15 protein-coding genes and 2 pseudogenes are annotated in these 18,020 nt (G+C 70.4%); 12 read left to right on the forward strand and 5 right to left on the reverse strand.

Annotated features, from left to right (window positions below; all coding sequences use genetic code 11):
- Positions 1-52: 52 nt before the first annotated feature.
- Together CLV67_RS43850 and CLV67_RS43860 are read left to right on the forward strand one after the other, a co-directional pair.
- Positions 53-1,282 (forward strand): annotated as a pseudogene (locus CLV67_RS43850) (MFS transporter); the annotation flags it as partial.
- Between the two features lie 407 nt (positions 1,283-1,689).
- Positions 1,690-2,259 carry a hypothetical protein gene (locus CLV67_RS43860; RefSeq protein WP_146169539.1) on the forward strand — a complete coding sequence of 190 codons (570 nt, stop codon included), beginning with the start codon at positions 1,690-1,692 and terminating at the stop codon, positions 2,257-2,259.
- A gap of 729 nt (positions 2,260-2,988) precedes the next feature.
- Here CLV67_RS43860 and thpR read toward each other — a convergent pair.
- The 4 genes from thpR to CLV67_RS43885 form a co-directional block, all read right to left on the reverse strand.
- On the reverse strand, positions 2,989-3,528 hold the full coding sequence (gene thpR, locus CLV67_RS43870; protein WP_307833903.1) for an RNA 2',3'-cyclic phosphodiesterase: 540 nt from the start codon (positions 3,526-3,528) through the stop codon (positions 2,989-2,991).
- Positions 3,477-4,529 carry a septation protein SepH gene (gene sepH / locus CLV67_RS43875; RefSeq protein WP_106329636.1) on the reverse strand — a complete coding sequence of 351 codons (1,053 nt, stop codon included), beginning with the start codon at positions 4,527-4,529 and terminating at the stop codon, positions 3,477-3,479. Before sepH ends, thpR begins: the two co-directional genes overlap by 52 nt.
- A gap of 478 nt (positions 4,530-5,007) precedes the next feature.
- Positions 5,008-6,132, reverse strand: coding sequence for a phosphoserine transaminase (gene serC / locus CLV67_RS43880; RefSeq protein ID WP_106329638.1), 1,125 nt, complete (start codon positions 6,130-6,132; stop codon positions 5,008-5,010).
- Positions 6,129-7,235, reverse strand: coding sequence for a citrate synthase 2 (locus CLV67_RS43885; RefSeq protein WP_106329640.1), 1,107 nt, complete (start codon positions 7,233-7,235; stop codon positions 6,129-6,131). The genes serC and CLV67_RS43885 overlap by 4 nt, the downstream gene beginning before the upstream one ends.
- 153 nt (positions 7,236-7,388) lie before the next feature.
- Here CLV67_RS43885 and pdxH point away from each other — a divergent pair, with 153 nt between their 5' ends.
- Genes pdxH through CLV67_RS43915 form a run of 6 tightly spaced genes read left to right on the forward strand, consistent with a single transcriptional unit; the run spans position 7,389 to position 12,042 of the window.
- Positions 7,389-8,072, forward strand: a complete 684-nt coding sequence (gene pdxH / locus CLV67_RS43890; protein ID WP_373873212.1) for a pyridoxamine 5'-phosphate oxidase — start codon at positions 7,389-7,391, stop codon at positions 8,070-8,072.
- A 29-nt stretch (positions 8,073-8,101) separates the two neighbouring features.
- Entirely contained in the window at positions 8,102-9,352 is a 1,251-nt protein-coding gene (locus tag CLV67_RS43895) for an MFS transporter (protein WP_106329770.1), read from the forward strand.
- Between the two features lie 10 nt (positions 9,353-9,362).
- The gene (locus CLV67_RS43900; protein ID WP_106329642.1) at positions 9,363-10,283 is read left to right on the forward strand and encodes an aldose 1-epimerase family protein; all 921 of its coding nucleotides are present in this window, start codon (positions 9,363-9,365) and stop codon (positions 10,281-10,283) included.
- Positions 10,283-10,900: a nitroreductase family protein gene (locus CLV67_RS43905; RefSeq protein ID WP_106329644.1), complete on the forward strand. Its 618-nt coding sequence runs from the start codon at positions 10,283-10,285 to the stop codon at positions 10,898-10,900. Before CLV67_RS43900 ends, CLV67_RS43905 begins: the two co-directional genes overlap by 1 nt.
- A gap of 50 nt (positions 10,901-10,950) precedes the next feature.
- Positions 10,951-11,247 carry a type II toxin-antitoxin system VapB family antitoxin gene (locus CLV67_RS43910; RefSeq protein WP_106329646.1) on the forward strand — a complete coding sequence of 99 codons (297 nt, stop codon included), beginning with the start codon at positions 10,951-10,953 and terminating at the stop codon, positions 11,245-11,247.
- A gap of 54 nt (positions 11,248-11,301) precedes the next feature.
- Positions 11,302-12,042: a DUF4230 domain-containing protein gene (locus CLV67_RS43915; RefSeq protein WP_106329648.1), complete on the forward strand. Its 741-nt coding sequence runs from the start codon at positions 11,302-11,304 to the stop codon at positions 12,040-12,042.
- 237 nt (positions 12,043-12,279) lie between these two features.
- Here the strand turns inward: CLV67_RS43915 and CLV67_RS43920 are convergent, their stop codons facing one another.
- Positions 12,280-12,477 (reverse strand): PspC domain-containing protein, encoded by a 198-nt coding sequence (locus CLV67_RS43920; RefSeq protein WP_106329650.1) that lies wholly within the window; start codon positions 12,475-12,477, stop codon positions 12,280-12,282.
- Between the two features lie 209 nt (positions 12,478-12,686).
- Here CLV67_RS43920 and CLV67_RS43925 point away from each other — a divergent pair, with 209 nt between their 5' ends.
- From CLV67_RS43925 to CLV67_RS43940, 4 genes and pseudogenes are all read left to right on the forward strand, one after another.
- Positions 12,687-14,546, forward strand: a complete 1,860-nt coding sequence (locus tag CLV67_RS43925; protein WP_106329652.1) for a DUF5941 domain-containing protein — start codon at positions 12,687-12,689, stop codon at positions 14,544-14,546.
- 802 nt (positions 14,547-15,348) lie between these two features.
- A pseudogene (locus CLV67_RS43930) lies at positions 15,349-16,648 on the forward strand (ABC transporter ATP-binding protein).
- A gap of 81 nt (positions 16,649-16,729) precedes the next feature.
- Positions 16,730-17,203 (forward strand): ATP-binding protein, encoded by a 474-nt coding sequence (locus CLV67_RS43935; RefSeq protein WP_106329654.1) that lies wholly within the window; start codon positions 16,730-16,732, stop codon positions 17,201-17,203.
- Between the two features lie 78 nt (positions 17,204-17,281).
- Positions 17,282-18,016, forward strand: coding sequence for a beta-phosphoglucomutase family hydrolase (locus CLV67_RS43940; protein WP_106329656.1), 735 nt, complete (start codon positions 17,282-17,284; stop codon positions 18,014-18,016).
- Positions 18,017-18,020 lie beyond the last annotated feature (4 nt).

Here is an 18,020-nt window from a genome sequence, read left to right on the forward strand (position 1 = left end):
CACGTGCTCATGACGCGTACGACGAAACTAGGGGGCGGCCGCTCTGAACGCCATGTTCCGATCCCTACAGGTCAAGAACTACCGGCTCTTCACCGCCGGGCAACTGGTGAAGCTGATCGGCGTGTGGATGATGTTCACCGCCCAGGACTGGCTGGTCCTCGAACTCTCCGACAACTCGCCCGGCGCACTCGGCATCGTCACGGCGCTTCAATTCGTACCCGTCATGCTCCTGACCCTCTGGAGCGGCAAACTCGCCGACCGGTACGACAAGCGCAAGCTCCTCATCGCCGCGAACGCCGCCTTCGCGGTCTTCGCCGTCATCTTCGCCGTGATCGTCGCCGCCGGGGTGGTCGAGCTGTGGCACGTGTTCGTCGCCGCGCTGTTCCTCGGCACCGCCAGCGCCGTCGAGACCCCGGTCCGGCAGTCGTTCGTCTCCGAGCTGGTCGAGTTGCGGCTGCTCCCGAACGCGCTGGCGCTCTCCGCAGCAACCTTCAACGTGGCCCGGATCAGCGGCCCGGCCCTGGCCGGAGTGCTCCTCGCGCTGCTCTCGACGCCCGCTGTGTTCCTGATCTCGACCGCGCTGGCGATCGCGCCGGTCTTCACCTACGTACGGATGCGCCCCGAGAACCTGTACCGCTCGGAACGCCGGAACCGCGGCGGCGCGCGGGTGATCGACGGCCTGCGGTACGTCGGCAAGCGTCACGACCTGCTGCTGCCGATCTGCTTGATGGCCGTGATCGGCATGATCGGATTCAACTTCCCGGTCACCCTGGCCGCCCTCGCGAAGATCGACTTCAACGCCGGCCCGTCGACGTTCGGACTGCTCACGACGTGTCTGGCGATCGGCTCGCTGGGTGGGGCGCTGGCCGGCACCCGGCGTCGCTCCCGGCCCAGCGCCTACCTCGTGATCAGTGCCGCCCTGCTCTTCGGGATCTTCGAGTTCGCCGTCGGGTTCGCGCCGAACTTCGTGACCGCGGCGCTGCTGCTCGTACCGACCGGATTCTTCTCGATCTACCTGGCCCAGGGCTGCAACCACCGGGTGCAGATGGGCGTGGACGCGGAGTTCCGGGGGCGGGTCATGGCGCTGTACGTGCTGGTCTTCCTCGGTACGACCCCGATCGGCGCGTCGCTCTCAGGATGGTGGGGTGAGCACTTCGGGGTGCCGTCGAGCATCTGGGCGGCCGGGTTGATCAGCTTCGTGGCGGCGCTCGGTGCCCTGGTCTGGCAGTTGCGGGTGAGCGGCGACCGGATCCGGATCGAGCTACGGCCGCGTCCGCGGTTCCGGATCGTCAGCCCGTCGGCCGCCGTCTCCTCTGACGCCGCCTCAGAGCCCGCCGCTGCATCCGTCTCCGCGCCTGGTGCCGGGTCGGGTGTCTCCGCGCCTGGTGCCGGGTCGGGCGCCCTCACGCCTGGTGCCGGGTCGGGTGTCTCCGCGCCTGGTGCCGGGTCGGGCCTCTTCACGCCTGGTGCCGGGTCGGGTGTCTCCGCGCCTGGTGCCGGGTCGGGTGTCTCCGCGCCTGGTGCCTCCGTGTCCGATTCTTCATCGGCGGCAGGGGATCCGGCGCCCGTCCAGCGTCCGCATGCCGAGCCGCTCGCCCCTTCCAAGGCCGGCGCCTACCGGTGATGTTGGCAGAACGGCTCCCCCGAACGGGTATTCCCGACTGGCTGGTCAGGGCCTAGCGTCGAACCGTGGCGATTGCGCACATAGCTGTGCTCTCGGCGGCGCTGTCGGCGCTGCTCATCCTGCCGTGTGCCGCGACCATCCTGATCACCGGCGGATCCGCCGACCTGCGCCGCCTGCTGACCCGCCACGGCCGTCGTGAGCTGCGCGCCGAGCGCCTCCTGGAACGGTCCTCCAGCCGCCGCCCCGTCCGGCGCTACCGTCGCCGGATCATCGATCGGGGCCCACGTGGCCGGGCGGACCGGGCCCACCGGCGTCTGGACCGTTCGCTGCGCGGCTCCGACCAGTCGGCCCGGCTGGCGTCGCTGCGGCCGCCCGCGATCGAGCAGATCGCCTTCGACCTGCGGCGTCTCGACCACCAGCGCCGCACCGGTCCCGGCATGAACTCCGAGGTCTACCTGGCCGCCGTGATGATCGCCTATGACACCCGGCTGTGTCTGGCCTGCCAGTGCCTGGGCATCACCGAGTACCTGGAGAAGCTCGAAGGCGTGGAACTCGACCTCGAGCGCCTCCGGGTCGAGGGCCTGCTCGAGGAGGCCGGCCTGGTCCTACGCCACGAGGCGGGCCCGGCCTTCTGACCCCGGTCCTGGCCCCGGTCCTGGCCCCGGCTCCGGCCCCGGCCCCGGCTCCGGCCCTGGCCCTGGCTCCGGCCCTGGCCCCGGCTCCGGCCCCGGCTCCGGCTCCGGCCCCGGCTCCGGCCCCGGCCTTGGCGCCGCCGCCGTCCGCGCCGCTCCTCACCGCCGATCTTGTGAGGTTGCGCCGCCTGCCCAACCACGACTTCGCAAGATCTGCCGCGGTGGGTAGGTGGGTGGCTGATGTTGTGGGGTTGTGCCGTCCCGCCGGCCGTGAACGCGCAAGATCTGCTGCGGTGGTAGGTGGCGCTTGATGTTGTGGGGTTGTGCTGTCCCGCCGGCCGTGAACGCGCAAGATCTGCTGCGGTGGTAGGTGGCGCTTGATGTTGTGGGGTTGTGCTGTCCCGCCGGCCGTGAACGCGCAAGATCTGCTGCGGTGGTAGGTGGCGCTTGATGTTGTGGGGTTGTGCTGTCCCGCCGGCCGTGAACGCGCAAGATCTGCTGCGGTGGTAGGTGGCGCTTGATGTTGTGAGGTTGCGCCGCCTGCCCCACCACAACGTCGCAAGATCTGCCGGTGGGTAGGTGGGTGGCGGATGTTGTGGGGTTGTGCCGTCCCGCCGGCCGTGAACGCGCAAGATCTGCCGCGGTGAGCGGGTTGGTGGCGACGGTGAAGTGGGTGGGTGAGTGGATGGTGGTGGTGAGTGGGCGGCGAGCGGCGGTGGGTGGCGGTGGCTGTCAGGGAGACAGCGGGCGCTCCCAGACCGGCAGGTAGTCGCCGTCGGCGCTGTGGACCAAGGCCAGCTTCTCGACCGGCCAGGGCGGTCCGGCGTAGTCGGCGAGGACTGTTGCGATACTTCGGTCGTACCGATAGGTGATCGTCAAATGCGGCCGGAACGGCCGCTCGTCGATCGGGAACCCGGCACCCTCCAGCGCACCCCGGACGTCCTCCCGGAACGCGCCCAGCGCCTCCACGTCGCCGCGCAGGCCGGTCCAGATGACCGGCCCGAACCGTCCGGTGCCCGCGAGCCGCAGCGACATCGGGCCGGGAGGTGGCACTGTGGCCAGCGCCCGGGAGACGAGGACCGTGTCCCCGTCCGGCACCTCACCCAGGAAGGCGAGCGTGACGTGCCACTTCTCCGGGCGCCGGGCAGCGCGATGCGGCAGACGGGCGCGCAGATGATCGCGGGCCTCCTCGGATGGGAAGACCGCGACGAAGAGCCTGCTCAGGAGGATTCGCGGGCCGCCGGACCGCCGCCGAACAGGACGTCGTCCCAGCTGGGGAGCCGCTTGCGAGGCTTGGCGCTCTCCTCGGACTCGGTGCTGGCCGGAGCGGGCTGACCCACCGTGCGGCGTGGCCGGAGCACCGCCAGGGACGGCACGGCCGGCACCTCCTTGGGCAGGTCGGCGTCGTCGTCGAAGGCGGAGCCGGAACCACCGCCGAGCAGGGCGGCGGCGCCACCGGCGACCGGGCGGCGGGCGGGCGTGTCCAGGCTGCGCCCGGACGAACCCTCGAGCGGGCGGTCGAGCGAGGCGAGCAGGGCGTCGCGGCTGGCCCGGATCGAGTCACGACCCGAACGGGCTGCGGCCTGGTCGTGACTGGGCAGGCCGTGACCGCCGCGGGTCGGCTCGGAGCTGCGCGCCGGACCGGGCAGGCCGTGGCCGCCGCGCTCGGGGGCCGGCTCCTGGCCGAGGATCTGGGTGGGCCGCTCGGCGCACAGATACTGAGCCATGTCGTCGTGCGGCGCGACCACCTGGCGACCCTTGTCGAGGTCCCAGATGGCCTGGGCGGTGGCCTTGCCGGACGGCCAGGTCGCGACGATCCGCCAGGTGCCGTCGTCCTTGCGGAACGCGTCCCAGGAGATCTTCTCGGTGTCGATGCCGTGCTGCGCGAGGCGGCTGTCGACGACCTCGGCAAGCGGCTGACCGGAGTCAGACGTCTTCAGCCGGGTGCGGCGGGCGTGCTGCGCCAGCATGGCGCGTTCCTGCAGCACCGGGCCGGCGTAGCGGAGCACCCGGTCGACCGGCACACCCGCGATGCGGGCCACGTCCTCGGCGGACTCGCCGCAACGGATGCGGGCCTGGATGTCACGTGGGGACAGAACCGGCGCGTGCTCGGGTGAGAGCACCGCCACAGCAGTCCCCGGAGCGACCGGACCCTCGTTCAGCGCACCGGCCACCCTGTCGTCGATCGGGAGGGCCAGTAGCCGGCCGACCTCGTCGGCGAGTACGAGAGCCTGACCGTCTTCGGAGAGGGCGACGAAGCGTACCGGCCGCATGCGTTGCCTCCGTCTCGTCGCGTTGGCCTGACATCCCCGAGAGTCATTCACCCGGGCGCGTTTCGGAACACGGTACGCGCCTCGGTCACCCGATGGGGGTAAGCCACGCCGTCAAACTGCTGACCAGCCCCGATGATCTTCGTCTTCCAAAACCCGGTTCCATTCAAACCCAACAAGACATTTATCGGTACGGGGGGAGCGAGTCAACAGCAATGAGCCCGGTCACTGAACTCGCTGGCTCCGCTTCGCTGCTCGGCAAAACGCCTTGTAACCGGTGACGAGGCAGGCGATTTCCCGCCACCCGGCGGGGTTTGCTGGGCGCCGGCAACCGACTGCCTCGTCACCGGCGGCGTTTTGCGGGTCGTAACGTGGCTCCGTCCTCGCGGAGATTGCGGGCGCGCGGCCATTACGAGAGCTCGGGATCTTGTGAGGTTGCGCCGAGTTGTCGGCCACAACCCCACAAGATCTGTGGCTGGGATTACAGGTGTTCCACCACGTAGTCGATACAGGCAGTCAGGGCTGCCACGTCTGACGGGTCGACTGTGGGGTAGAGGGCCACTCGTAGCTGGTTGCGGCCCAGTTTGCGGTAGGGCTCGGTGTCCACCACCTCGTTGGCGCGCAGGATCTTCGCGATCTTCGCGGCGTCGATGTTCTCGGCGAAGTCGATGGTGGCCACGGCTGCGGAGCGCAGGGCCGGGTCGGTGACGAACGGCTCGGCGAACGACGAGCTGTCGGCCCACCCGTAGATGGCCGCCGCGCTCTCGGCGCTGCGCTTGGCCGCCCAGGCCAGACCGCCCTGCGCGTTCATCCAGTCGACCTGCTCGGCGGCGAGGAAGACGGTGGCCAGCGCCGGCGTGTTGTATGTCTGCTCCAACCGGGACTGCTGGATCGCGGTCACCAGGTCGAGGAACTGAGGGATGTAGCGACCGGTCGCCTTGATCTCGAAGGCCCGCTCGATCGCGGCCGGCGACATCACGGCCAGCCAGATCCCGCCGTCGGAGCCGAGCGCCTTCTGCGGGGCCAGGTAGTACACGTCGGTCTCGCTGACGTCGACGTGCAGGCTGCCACCGCCCGAGGTGGCGTCGGTGAGAAGCAGGGCGCCCGGGTCGGCGCCGGCGACCCGGCGGACCGGGACGGCCACGCCGGTGGAGGTCTCGTTCTGCACGGTGGCGTAGACGTCGACGCCGGCCTCGGCGGTCAGGTAGGACGCCTGGCCGCCCGGTGCGCGGTGGACGGTCGGCTCGGCCAGGAAGGGCGCGTCGGTGACCGCCTGCACGAACTTGGCGCCGAACTCACCGAACTCGGCGAACTGCGCCTTCTCACGGACCAGGCCGAAGGTGGCGGTCTCCCAGAACGCGCTGGTGCCGCCGTTGGACAGGATGACCTCGTAACCGTCCGGGATCGAGAAGAACTCGGCCAGGCCGCGGCGCAGCCGGGCCACCTGGTCCTTCACCGTGCTCTGCCGGTGGGAGGTGCCCATGAAGGTGCGGGACACCGCGGAGAGCGCCTCGACGCCTTCGGGACGAACCTTGCTCGGCCCGGAGCCGAACCGTCCGTCGACGGGCTTGATCGCGTCAGGAATCCGGATGTCGTTCACGGTCACACATTATGCGGGAGCTGATCCCAGCCCTCGACCTCCTGCGGCTTGCGCGGCTCCGGTCCCACATAGTGGAGCCCCGGGCGCAGGATGCGGCCCAGCTTCTTCTGTTCGAGGATGTGCGCGCTCCAGCCGGCCACCCGGGCGCACGTGAACATCGAGGTGAACATGTGCGTCGGGACCTCGGCGAAGTCGAGGAGAACGGCGGCCCAGAACTCGACGTTCGTCCACAGCTCACGGCCGGGCTTGCGCTCGCGCAGCTCGGCCAGTGCGACCGCCTCCAGCGCGGCGGCCACCTCGTAGCGGGGTGCACCCAGATCCTTGGCGATGCGGCGCAGCACCTTGGCGCGCGGGTCCTCGGCGCGGTAGACGCGATGACCGAAACCCATCAGGCGCTCGCCGCGGTCGAGGACATCTTTCACGTACGCCTCGGCGTCGCCGCTGCGTTCGACCGCTTCGATCATGTGCATCACCCGGGTGGGCGCGCCACCGTGCAGCGGGCCGGAGAGCGCGCCGATCCCCGAGGAGATGCAGGCGGCCGCGTCGGCGCCGGTGGAGGCCACGATGCGGGTGGTGAAGGTGGACGCGTTCAGCCCGTGCTCACAGGCGGCGATGAAGTACGCGTCGACGGCTTTGACGTGCCGTGGGTCGGGTTCGCCGCGCCACCGGCGCATGAACCGCTCCACGATGGTCTCGGCCTTGTCGATGTCCTTCTGCGGGACGGCCGGCAGACCCAGCCCCCGGGCCGCCTGGGCGACGAAGGAGAGCGCGGTCACCGACACCCGGGCCAGGTCGCGGCGGGCCTGCTCGTCATTGATGTCGAACATCTGCGACAGGCCCCAGTACGGCGCGAGCATCGCCACCGCGGACTGCACGTCGACCCGGATGTCGCCGGAGTGCACCGGGACCGGGAACGGCTCGGCCGGTGGCAGCCCCGGCCCGAACCTCCCGTCCACGAGAAGGCCCCAGACGTTGCCGAACGAGACCTGTCCGATCAGGTCCTCGATGTCGACACCGCGGTACCGCAGGGCACCGCCGTCCCGGTCGGGCTCGGCGATCTCGGTCTCGAACGCGATGACGCCCTCGAGCCCCGGCTTGAAGTCGGTCACGGCACTCCCTGTGGAACCGAACTGCGGTGGGTGTTTCATCTTGCCCGCGGGTAACCGCACGGTCGACCCGTCGCGATTGTGCTCTGGATGACACCCATCCTGGTTCAACTGACGATTCGCGGCGCGCGACTTACCGTCGTTTCCGTCGCATGGATGCGTCGAGACGTGAACGAAGGAGCCGGTGTGGCCACCGAACCGCTGTCACCAGCCGGGATGCGCCGGGACTACACCGAGTGGCCGCCGCTGACCGAGGAGTCGCTGGCCGCCGACTGGACCAGCCAGTTCGCCGCCTGGTTCGCCGACGCGGCGGCGGCCGCGCTGCCGGAGCCCAACGCGATGATCGTGGCCACGGCCGGCGGGGACGGGCGTCCCTCGGCGCGCACGGTTCTCCTCAAGGCGTACGACGAGGACGGTTTCGTCTTTTTCACGAACTATGAGTCCCGCAAGGGTACGGAGTTGGCGCTCAACCCGTACGCAAGTCTGGTCTTCCCCTGGTTTCCGATGCAGCGCCAGGTGATCGTCGCCGGGGGAGTCGAGCGCGTGTCCCGCGAGGAGACCGGCGAGTATTTCGCGTCACGGCCGCGCGGCTCCCGTCTCGGCGCCTGGGCCAGTCCGCAGTCGCGGGTGCTGCCAGGCCCGGAGGCGCTGGAGGCGAACCTGACCGCGGCCGCTGAGCGTTTCGGTGATGGGCCGGTTCCGGTTCCACCGCATTGGGGCGGATTCCGGGTACGCCCGGACACCGTGGAGTTCTGGCAGGGTCGCAGCAGCCGACTCCATGATCGGCTGCGGTTCCGGCGGGTCGAGGACGACTGGGTCGTGGAGAGGCTCGCGCCTTGAGCCAGGGCACCAAGGAGCCCCGGTCCTGGATGATCGACACCCGGCCGTTGAGCGTGCGCACGTTCCGGCGGACCTGGGTGGGCAACGGCGCCGCGTATTTCGGGTTCCAGTTCACCGCGGTCGCCGTGCCGGTGCAGATGTTCGCCGTCACGGGCTCGACCACCTGGGTCGGCCTGCTCGGGGTCGCGGGTCTCGTACCGCTGCTGATCTTCGGTCTCTGGGGTGGCGCCGCCGCCGACGTGGTGGATCGCCGCAAGCTGCTGCTGACCGGCTCGGTGGTGACCTGGGTGACCACCCTCGCGCTGCTGGTGCAGGCGATGCTGGGGGTGCGCAGCGGGCACCTGCTGCTGTTGCTGACCGCCGTGCAGTCGGCCGGGTTCGCGGTCAGTTCGCCGGCCCGTCAGGCGATCGTCCCGCGGATCGTGCCGGAGTCCCTGGTCCCGGCCGCCAACACGCTGAACTACACGGCCAGCACAGCCGGTGGGGTGCTCGGCCCGCTCGCGGCCGGCGTGATCATCGGCATCTGGTCCACCGGGACCGGCGTGATCGTGGCGTACGCGCTCGACGCCCTGCTCTTCACGGTCACGTTCTGGGCCACATGGAGACTGCCCGGCATCCCGCCCTCGACCCCCTCGGGCGCGACGGAGCGGCCGAGCGCCGGATTGCGCGGCATCGTGATCGGGCTGCGGTTCCTGGTCACCCAGCCGGTGCTGCTGCTCTCGTTCGCGGTCGACCTGGTCGCCATGGTGTTCGCGATGCCGCGGGCGCTGTTCCCGGCGGTCGCGCAGGAGCAGTTCGGCGGTGGCTCGGCGGTCGGCTGGCTGTACAGCGCGATCGCGATCGGCGCCATGGCCGGTGGGCTCACCTCGGGCTGGATCGGCCGGGTGAAGCGTCAGGGCCTCGCCCTGATCGCCGCGGTGGTCGCCTGGGGCGTTGCGATCGCCCTGTCCGGTCTGGCCCACAGTCTGTGGCTGATGGTGCTGATGCTCGCCGTGGCCGGCGCGGCCGACCTCGTGAGCGCGGTCTACCGGCAGACGATCATGCAGACCTTCGCGCCGGACCACCTGCGCGGCCGGCTCCAGGGCGTGTTCACCGTGGTGGTCGCCGGTGGACCACGTCTCGGCGACCTGCGTGCCGGCGCCACGGCCGACCTGACGAGCGTCACCACCTCGTGGGTGGGCGGCGGCCTGGTCGCGGCCGGCCTGGCCGTCGTGCTGGGGCTCACCTCGCCCGCACTCATCAGATACCGGCCTGAACAGGGCCCGTCGGACGACCGATAGTGTCGCGGGTATGAGCGCAGAGTCAGCCGCCAAGTCCGGCATCCAGTGGTCGATCGAGGCGGACGGCCACCGTGCCGTCCTGGTCGAGGTCGGCGGGACGCTCCGGTCGTACTCGGTGAACGGGGTCGAGATCCTGGACGGGTTCGGCACCGACGAGATCTCTCCCGGATCGGCCGGGCAGATCCTCGCGCCGTGGCCCAACCGGATCCGGGACGGGCAGTACGAGTTCGAGGGGCAGGCCTACCAGCTCGCGCTCACCGAACCGCCCCGGCGGACGGCCATCCACGGGCTGGTCAACTGGTCCCGCTGGCGGCTCGCCGAGCGGACCGCCGCGTCGGTCACGCTCGAGTACGAACTGCCGGGCCAGGTCGGTTACCCGTGGTCGCTGCTGTTCCGGACCCGGTGGTCGGTCTCGGCCGACGGGCTGCGCTGCGACCAGGAGGTCGTCAACACCTCCGACGCGAACGCGCCGTTCGGGTACTCGGTCCACCCGTACCTGCGGCTGCCCGGTGTCTCGGTGGACGACACCGTGCTGCACGTCCCGGCCCGGTCGCGGATCCAGGCCGACGCCCGGCTGCTGCCGATCGGTGCCACCAAGATCGCCGGCACCGAGTTCGACTTCACCGAGTCACGGCGGATCGGCTCCCTCGTGATGGACGCCAGCTTCGGCGACATCGACTTCGACGCCGACGGGATCACCGCGGTCACGCTGTCCGACCCCGGCAGCGACGCGCGGATCGTGGTCTGGGCCGACGAGAAGTTCAGGTACTGGCAGGTCTTCACCGCGGACACGTTGCACGGGGAGCGGTTCCGCCGGTCCGTGGCGGTCGAGCCGATGACCTGCCCGCCGGACGCTTTCCGCAGCGGCCGCGATCTGACCGTCCTGGCTCCGGGCTCGACCTGGGCCGCGTCCTGGGGCATCCGCTTCTGATGGACTTCGATGAGGTTGTCCGTCGCCGACGCATGGTGCGTGGCTACGACCCGGACCGTCCGATTCCGCCCGAGCTGGTCGACAAGATCGTCCGGCACGGGCTGCGGGCGCCGTCGGCGGGTTTCTCGCAGGGCTGGAGCTTCCTGGTCCTCACGTCGCCGGAGGATCGCGGGCTCTACTGGTCCAGCACCGCGGAGGACGCGGGTCCGGCCGAGGGCTGGCTGGCCCGGATGCGGGACGCGCCGCTGATCATCGTGGCGCTGTCCAACAAATCGGCGTATCTCGACCGGTACGCCCAGGCCGACAAGGGCTGGACCGATCGGGACGAGTCGCGCTGGCCGGCACCGTACTGGGACATCGACACGGGGTTCGCCGCCCTGCTCATGCACCTCACCGCGGTCAACGAGGACCTCGGCTCTTGCTTCTTCGGGCTGCCGGCCGGCCGGGTGGGTGCGTTCAAGGCCGCGTTCGGGGTGCCGGACGAGTTCCACCCGATCGGGGCGCTCACGGTCGGGTACCCGGGACCCGACAAGAGGTCACCGTCACTGCGGCGTGGCCACCGGCCGGTGGCCGACGTGGTGCATCATGGCCGGTGGGCTTCGTCGGGCGAGGTCTGACCGGCCCGCGAGTACGCTGGCATACGGTTCTCACGGAAAGGGCAACCGCCGTGATCTTCAAAGCGGTCCGGGATGGAGCCCCGTACCCCGATCACCAGACGACGCTCAAGGAGTGGGCGGAGATCCCGCCGCGCAAAGTGTGGCTGGCCGACCTGATCACCACCAAGCGTGAGCTGGCGCTCGACAAGCTCCTCGCCGAGGACTCGACCTTCTACGGTGACCTCTTCCCGCATGTCGTGGAGTATCAGGGTTACTACTACCTGGAGGACGGTCTGCACCGGGCACTCCGCGCCGCTCTGCAGCAGCGTAAGGAGATCCACGCCCGGGTGCTGGTGCTCGAGGACTGACCGGTCGGAGCTCTCCGGTCGCGGATTGTCGTACCCCCTCCGTACCGTATGGGTATGGCCGAATCGCCCACCCCCGATCACCCCACCAGCGAATATCCGGCCGTGCCCGATCGGCCGGAAGACTCGGAACCCACCCCCGAGCAGGTCAGGCCGAGCGGCTGTGCGCGGCTGCTGATCTTCGTCGGTTTCGTCTTCGCGTTGATCGTTCTCACGTGCTTCGGGCTGCGCGCCGTCAACGTGCTGCCCAGCTTCGACAACCCGTTCGCTGAGGAGACCACCGACCGCAGCCAGCCGGTGCTGCTGCAGTCCATGCGCGACCTGCACCGCTATGTCGCGGCCGACGGCACCTTCCAGGTCATCGTGGATCTCCAGGAGAACCGGGACAACATCCCCGACTTCCTGGTCAACCGTCGGACGCTGTTCGTCGGCTCGGGCACCGTCGAGACCTACGTGGACTTCAGCGCCCTCTCCGGCGACGCGCTGAAGATCGACGAGGAGAAGAAGACGATCGAGCTGACCCTGCCGGCGCCGCAGCACTCCACCGCGGCGCTCGACATGCAGCGCAGTTACGTGGTGGCGGAGGAGCGCGGCCTGTTCAACCGGATCGGCGACGCCTTCGCCAACGATCCGGCCAAGCAGCAGAAGGTCTATCAGATGGCCCAGGAGCGCATCACGGAGGCGGCCCGTGCCAGCGGCCTCGACCAACGGGCGCGCGACAACACCCAGCGGATGCTGGAGAGCCTTTTCGCCCGGCTGGGGTACACGACGGTGACCGTCACGTTCGCGGCCCCCTGAGAGGTCTGACATACGGCGGGCCGCACCCCTGGCTTCGTTGCCCGGGGTGCGGCCCGTCGGTTGTATCCGGGCGTCCCGCCACGGGGGCAGGGGCGGGACGCCCGGAGTCACGGTGCCGGCGTCACAAGCTCGACATGACGGCCCGTCGCGTGCGTGGCATCCGAGCCGTCACTTGCGTGGCATCCGAGCCGTCACTTGCGTGGCATCCGAGCCGTCACTCGCTCGGCATCCGAGCCGTCACTCGCTCGGCATCAGGGCCCAGAGGGCCAGGTAGATCAGGATCTGCGGGCCGGGCAGCAGGCAGGAGACGACGAACAGGATCCGAACCATGCCGGGACTCATCCCGAAGCGCTGGGCCAGACCTGCACAGACGCCGGCGATCCGGCGGTTGTGACGCGGGCGGGAGAACGAGCGGGTCCTGAGGGGGCTGGTCACTTCATCCACTCCTTCGGTGGCCCCGGCTTCCTGCCGTGGCCACTTCGACGGTAGGTACGGGAGTGACGGCGTCCCTCGTTCCCGAGGTGGATGCCGGCGGTGCAACTCCCGTAAGGGTCTCCCGTACCCGCCCGACGCCCGCTGTTAACCTGATGCCGTTTCGGCCCTGGTGGCGGCGTCGTGCCGAACCCTTTACAAGGAGGCAAGCGTTGACGCTGGCCGTTCTGACCGCTCGAACCGGCCACGCCCTCCCGGACGACGACGCCGATCGGCTCGCCGGTGAGCTGACCGGGGCGCTGCGGGCCGCCGGGGTCTCGGCCGTCGACCGGCTCGTCCCCGGCACCGACGAGGCGGCCCGTCTGCGCGAGCTGGCCCGGCAGGCCCGGGACGCCGGCGAGCCGCTGCTGATCTGCGCCGACAACCTGGTCGCCCACGGCAGCCTGCTGTGGACGCTGGCCACCGAGCCGGCCGGGCGCAGCACCGTGCTCGTCGTCCCGGACGCGTCCGGCGGTCTCAAGGAGGACCGGGGCCGGGTGATCGCCGCGCCGCCCGGCGGCGGTTCGGTGCGCTACCTCGGCGCCATGTGCGTCGCCCCGGCCGACCTGCCGCTGATCGAGAAGGCCGCCGACCACCCCGACCTGCTCGGCGAGATGCTGGCCGACGGCTTCGTGCCGGTCGCCACCCGGGTACGCCTGCTGCACGCCGAGCAGGTGGAGTCCCCGGAGCAGCTGGCCGCCGCGCGGGCGGCGATGGCGGGCGTCGACGAGGACGCGGTGCGCCTGCGGCTCGCGGTCAAGGAACAGGACGACTTCTTCACGACGTACGCGGTGAGCAGCTGGTCGCCGTACGTCACCAAGGCGGCGGCGCGACTGCGACTCAGCCCCACCGCGGTGACCGGGCTGTCGGTGCTGTTCGCGATCGGTGCCGCGCTGCTGTTCTGGCAGGCCTCGCGGGTCGCCATGGTGCTCGGCGGGGTGCTGCTCTACCTCGGGTTCGTGCTGGACTGCGTGGACGGCCAGCTGGCCAGGTACACCCGCAACTTCGACGCCTTCGGCGGCTGGCTCGACACCATGGCCGACCGCGCCAAGGAGTACACCGTCTATGCGGGGCTCGCAGCCGGCGCGGACCGGATGGGGCTGCCGTACGCGTGGCCGCTTGCGATCACCGCGATCCTGCTGCAGACCGCCCGGCACATGACCGACACCTGGTACGGCGCCCTCCACGACGAGGCGGCCGCCCGTCCGGCGCCGGCCGCGTCCGCAGGCGTCGGCGCCCGGCTCACCGCAGCCTCGGTCAAGGCACAGAGCCAGCGTGGGTCGTTGATCTACTGGGCCAAGCGGATCGTGGTCTTCCCGATCGGCGAGCGCTGGGCCCTGATCTCGGTGCTGGCCGCGGTCACGAACGGCCGGGCGACGCTGGCCGCCGTGGTCGGGTTCGGGCTGCTCGCGGCCGGTTACACGCTGGCGCTGCGCTCACTGCGCGCGCTGTCGATGCGGGTGGGGGTGCTGCACACGGTCGACACGGCCCGGCATCGCGACGACGGGCCGCTGGTGCGGTCGGTGCTGAGCCGGGTGGGTGCCGGGAGGCCGCTGCCGTTCGCTGCGATTTTCACGGTGTACGCGCTGGCCGCGGTTACCGTGCTGGCGACGGGCGAACCGGCGGGTCACCCCTGGCTGCTCGCTCTCGCGGCCGTCGCGGTGCTGATCGCCGGATTCCCGGGGCGGGTCCGGCACGACGGGGCCCTGGACTGGCTGGTGCCGGCCGCTCTGCGGGCCGCCGAATACCTGGTCGTGGTCGCGGTGGGCCTCTACGGGGCGGTGCCGTGGCCGCTGGTCTTCCTGCTTCTGTTCACGCTCACACTGCGGCATTACGACCTTACGGCGCGGATGGAGAAGGGCGCGCCGGCTACCGGGGCGGGCCTTGCCGTGCTCGGCTGGGACGGCCGGGTGCTGCTGCTGGTGCTGGCCGCTATCGCCGGATTCGCTACGGTCGGGACGGTCTTGCTCGCCGTGCTGGTGACCGGCGCGTTCCTCACGACGGCCGCCCGGGACTGGCGCGCCTCCCGCTGACCCCGCCATCGGTCGCCCGCGGCTGACCCCCGTCGTCGGTCGCCCGCCGCTGGCGGCCCGTCGTCGGTCGCCCGTGGCTGACCCCGCCATCGGTCGCCCGTGGCTGACCCCCGTCGTCGGTCGCCCGCCGCTGGCCGCCCGTCGTCGGTCGCCCGCCGCTGGCAGCTTCTCGCCGCCGCTTACCTGGCCGATCTTGTGGAGTTGCGGGTGCCGGGACGGCGGAACCCCCCAAGATCCGCGTGGGCGCCGGGTGTGGGGTGTGAGTCGCGGTCGGTGCCGTCTACCTGGCCGATCTTGGGAGGTTGCGGCTGCTGGGACGGCGGAACCCCCCAAGATCCGCGTGGGCGCCGGGTGTGGGGTGTGGGGTGTGAGTCGCGGTCAGTGCCGCCCACTTGGCCGATCTTGTGGAGTTGCGGCTGCTGGGGTGGCGGAACCTCACAATATCGGCGCGGGGCGCGGGGCGCGGGGCGCGGGGCGCGGGGCGCGGGGCGCGGGGCGCGGGGCGCGGGGCGCGGGGCGCGGGGCGGCCGGGTGCGGGGTCGCGGTCAGCGCCGCCCACTTGGCCGATCTTGTGAGGTTCGGGCTGCTGAGGCGGCGGAAACTCGCAAGATCGCGAGGGAATCGGCGAGTGTGAACGTGCACAGCCGAGACGTGCAATGTTCGCCGTTCTGTAATTGATTGATCACTATGCGCAAATGGCACTTTCGTCCGATGGTGAACCATCGAAGGCACTCGCAGAGTTAGTGCCCGATCGCCGACCGTCGTGGGTCCGGGATCGCAACTCGATCGCGGGAGGTAGACGGTGTCCACCGTCGCACTCAAAGACGTCACCAAGATCTGGCCAGACGGCACCTACGCCGTCGACAACGTCAGCCTGGATGTGCAGGACGGCGAGTTCATGGTCCTGCTCGGGCCATCGGGCTGCGGCAAGTCCACCGTGCTGCGGATGATCGCCGGGCTGGAGGATCCCACGCGGGGGGGAGATCCTGCTCAACGGTGAGCCCGTGCTGGAGCTGCCGCCCAGGGACCGCAGCATCGCCATGGTGTTTCAGGACTTTGCGCTCTATCCGCACATGACGGTGTCGGAGAACATCGGCTTCCCGCTGAAGCTCTCCGGGATCGAGACGTTGCCGCGGCAGGACCGGGTCGACGCGATCGCCGGCGCCCTCGGCATCGGCGAGGTGCTTGGCCGCCGTCCGAGCCAGCTCTCCGGCGGCCAGCGGCAGCGCGTGGCGATGGGCCGCGCCATGGTGCGCCGTCCCGGCATCTTCCTGATGGACGAGCCCCTGTCCAACCTCGACAGCGGGCTGCGCGCCGAGCTGCGCGCCGAGATCAGCAGCATGACCCGTGAGCTCGGCGTGACGACGATGTACGTGACACACGACCAGGCCGAGGCGCTGACCATGGCCGACCGTGTCGCGATCATGCGCAAGGGAGTGCTGCAGGACCTCGGCACACCGACCGAGGTCTACCGCCGCCCCGCCACGCTCTACACCGCCGCCTTCCTCGGCTCGCCGAAGATGAACCTGCTGGAGGCCGCGGTCTACGTGCACCTGGATCGCTACATCGCGCTGGGCTTCGGCGAGCAGACCCTCTACCTGCCATGGTCGGACCCGCGGGCACGGGCGGTGGCCCGGTACCACGGCGAGCGGATCGTGGTCGGCATCCGGGCCGAGGCGCTCACCCCGGTCACCCCGGACACGCAGGGACACGTCTTCCAGGGCCGGATCCGGTACCTGGAGCACCACGGGCACGAATCCCTGGCCTACCTCGACGTCGGTGCCACGGCCATCGTGGTGGACGAGATCGGTGCCGCGGTCACCGATGACGGCCGTAGCGGCGCCGGTGGCGCGTTCAAGCGGCTGGGCGGTGCACTGCAGCGACTCGCCAGGCCGGGCGCCTCGGACAATGTGGCCCCGGAGGGTCAGAGTGGTGTTGCCACCGATCCGGGACGGCATCACCGCAAGCCCGCCGAGCTCGGTGTGCGGCTCGCGCCGTACCCGCAGGTCGCGCCGGGTCATCCGCTCGCCGTGTCGGTCCGGATGGACGCCGTGCACTTCTTCGACCAGCGGGGTGATCGCATCGATGTGGGCTGGCGCTGACCGCCTGCCCGGCGTCACTTCCGGGCGCGTTCGACGATGCCTCCCGCCAGCGGTCGGCCACAGCGCGTAGGCTGCACGACGGTGGAGGACAGGATCGGCCAGAGCGTGCGTTCGGCTCTCGACGGGGAGCCGACGGCCGATGCCGCCCCGCCCCGGGAGTGGCCGGTGCTGCTGGATCGCTCCTTCGGCCCGGACGACATCACCCTCCTGCGGCACGAGATCACCCGGCTGCTCGCCGCGGCGGGTCTGGCCGCTGACCGCCAGGACGGGTTCGTGCTGGCCGTCAACGAGGTGATCACGAATGTGGTGCTGCACGCCGGGGGCAACGGCCGGGTCGTCCTGAAGATCGAGGACGGTTCGTTGTGGTGCGTGGTGACCGACGCCGGCCCCGGGATCCCGGGTGCCTATCTGGACGGCCTGCGCACCCCGGAGGCGTTCGAGGTCGGGGGACGCGGACTCTGGCTGGCGCACCAGTTGTGCGACGAGGTCACGACCGCGACCGGGCCCATCGGCACCTCCATCGGGCTGAGGATCATCTTGGATTCCGCAGCTTGAACGGCTTGTAAACCATCGTGGAAATGTGAAGGTGCCCTTCGGCTCTCGCCCGGGATCGGGTCCGGCTACATTGGGCGCGTGCTCGGACTTCCCTCACAGGTGACCGCTTGCTTATTCGATCTTGATGGTGTGTTGACGCAGACCGCGTTGGTGCACAACGCTGCGTGGAAACAGACGTTCGACGCGTTCCTGCAATCGTGGGCCGAACAGCACGGGCAGCCATTCGTGCCGTTCGATTCCGCAGCCGACTATCACCAATATGTCGACGGCCGGCAGCGTGCCGACGGGGTCCGGACCTTCCTGGCCTCGCGTGGCATCCTCCTGCCAGAGGGCGACCCCGACGACACCCCCGATCGGGAGACCGTCAACGGCATCGGCAATCGCAAGAACCTGCTCGTGCTACAGAAGATCAAGGAAGGCGCCGTCCAGGTCTACCCCGGATCGGTGGAGTACCTGAAGGCCGCACACGCCGCCGGTCTACGCCGGGCGGTGGTGTCGGCGAGCGCCAACTGCAAGGACGTCCTGGAGGCGGCCGGGATCGCCGACCTCCTGGAGGCCCGCGTGGACGGGGTCGTCGCGCGTGAGCTGGGTCTGCCCGGCAAGCCCGCGCCCGACACCTTCCTGAAGGGTGCCGAGCTGCTCGGCGTCGACCCGGCGAATTGTGCCGTCTTCGAGGACGCGCAGGCGGGTGTCGCCGCCGGCCGGGCCGGCGGGTTCGGCATCGTGATCGGCGTGGACCGGGTGGGCCAAGCCGAGGCGCTGCGGCAACACGGCGCCGACGTCGTGGTGAAAGATCTCAACGACCTCCTCTGAAATC

Source organism: Actinoplanes italicus, assembly GCF_003001815.1.
Classification (GTDB): Bacteria; Actinomycetota; Actinomycetes; order Mycobacteriales; family Micromonosporaceae; genus Actinoplanes; species Actinoplanes italicus.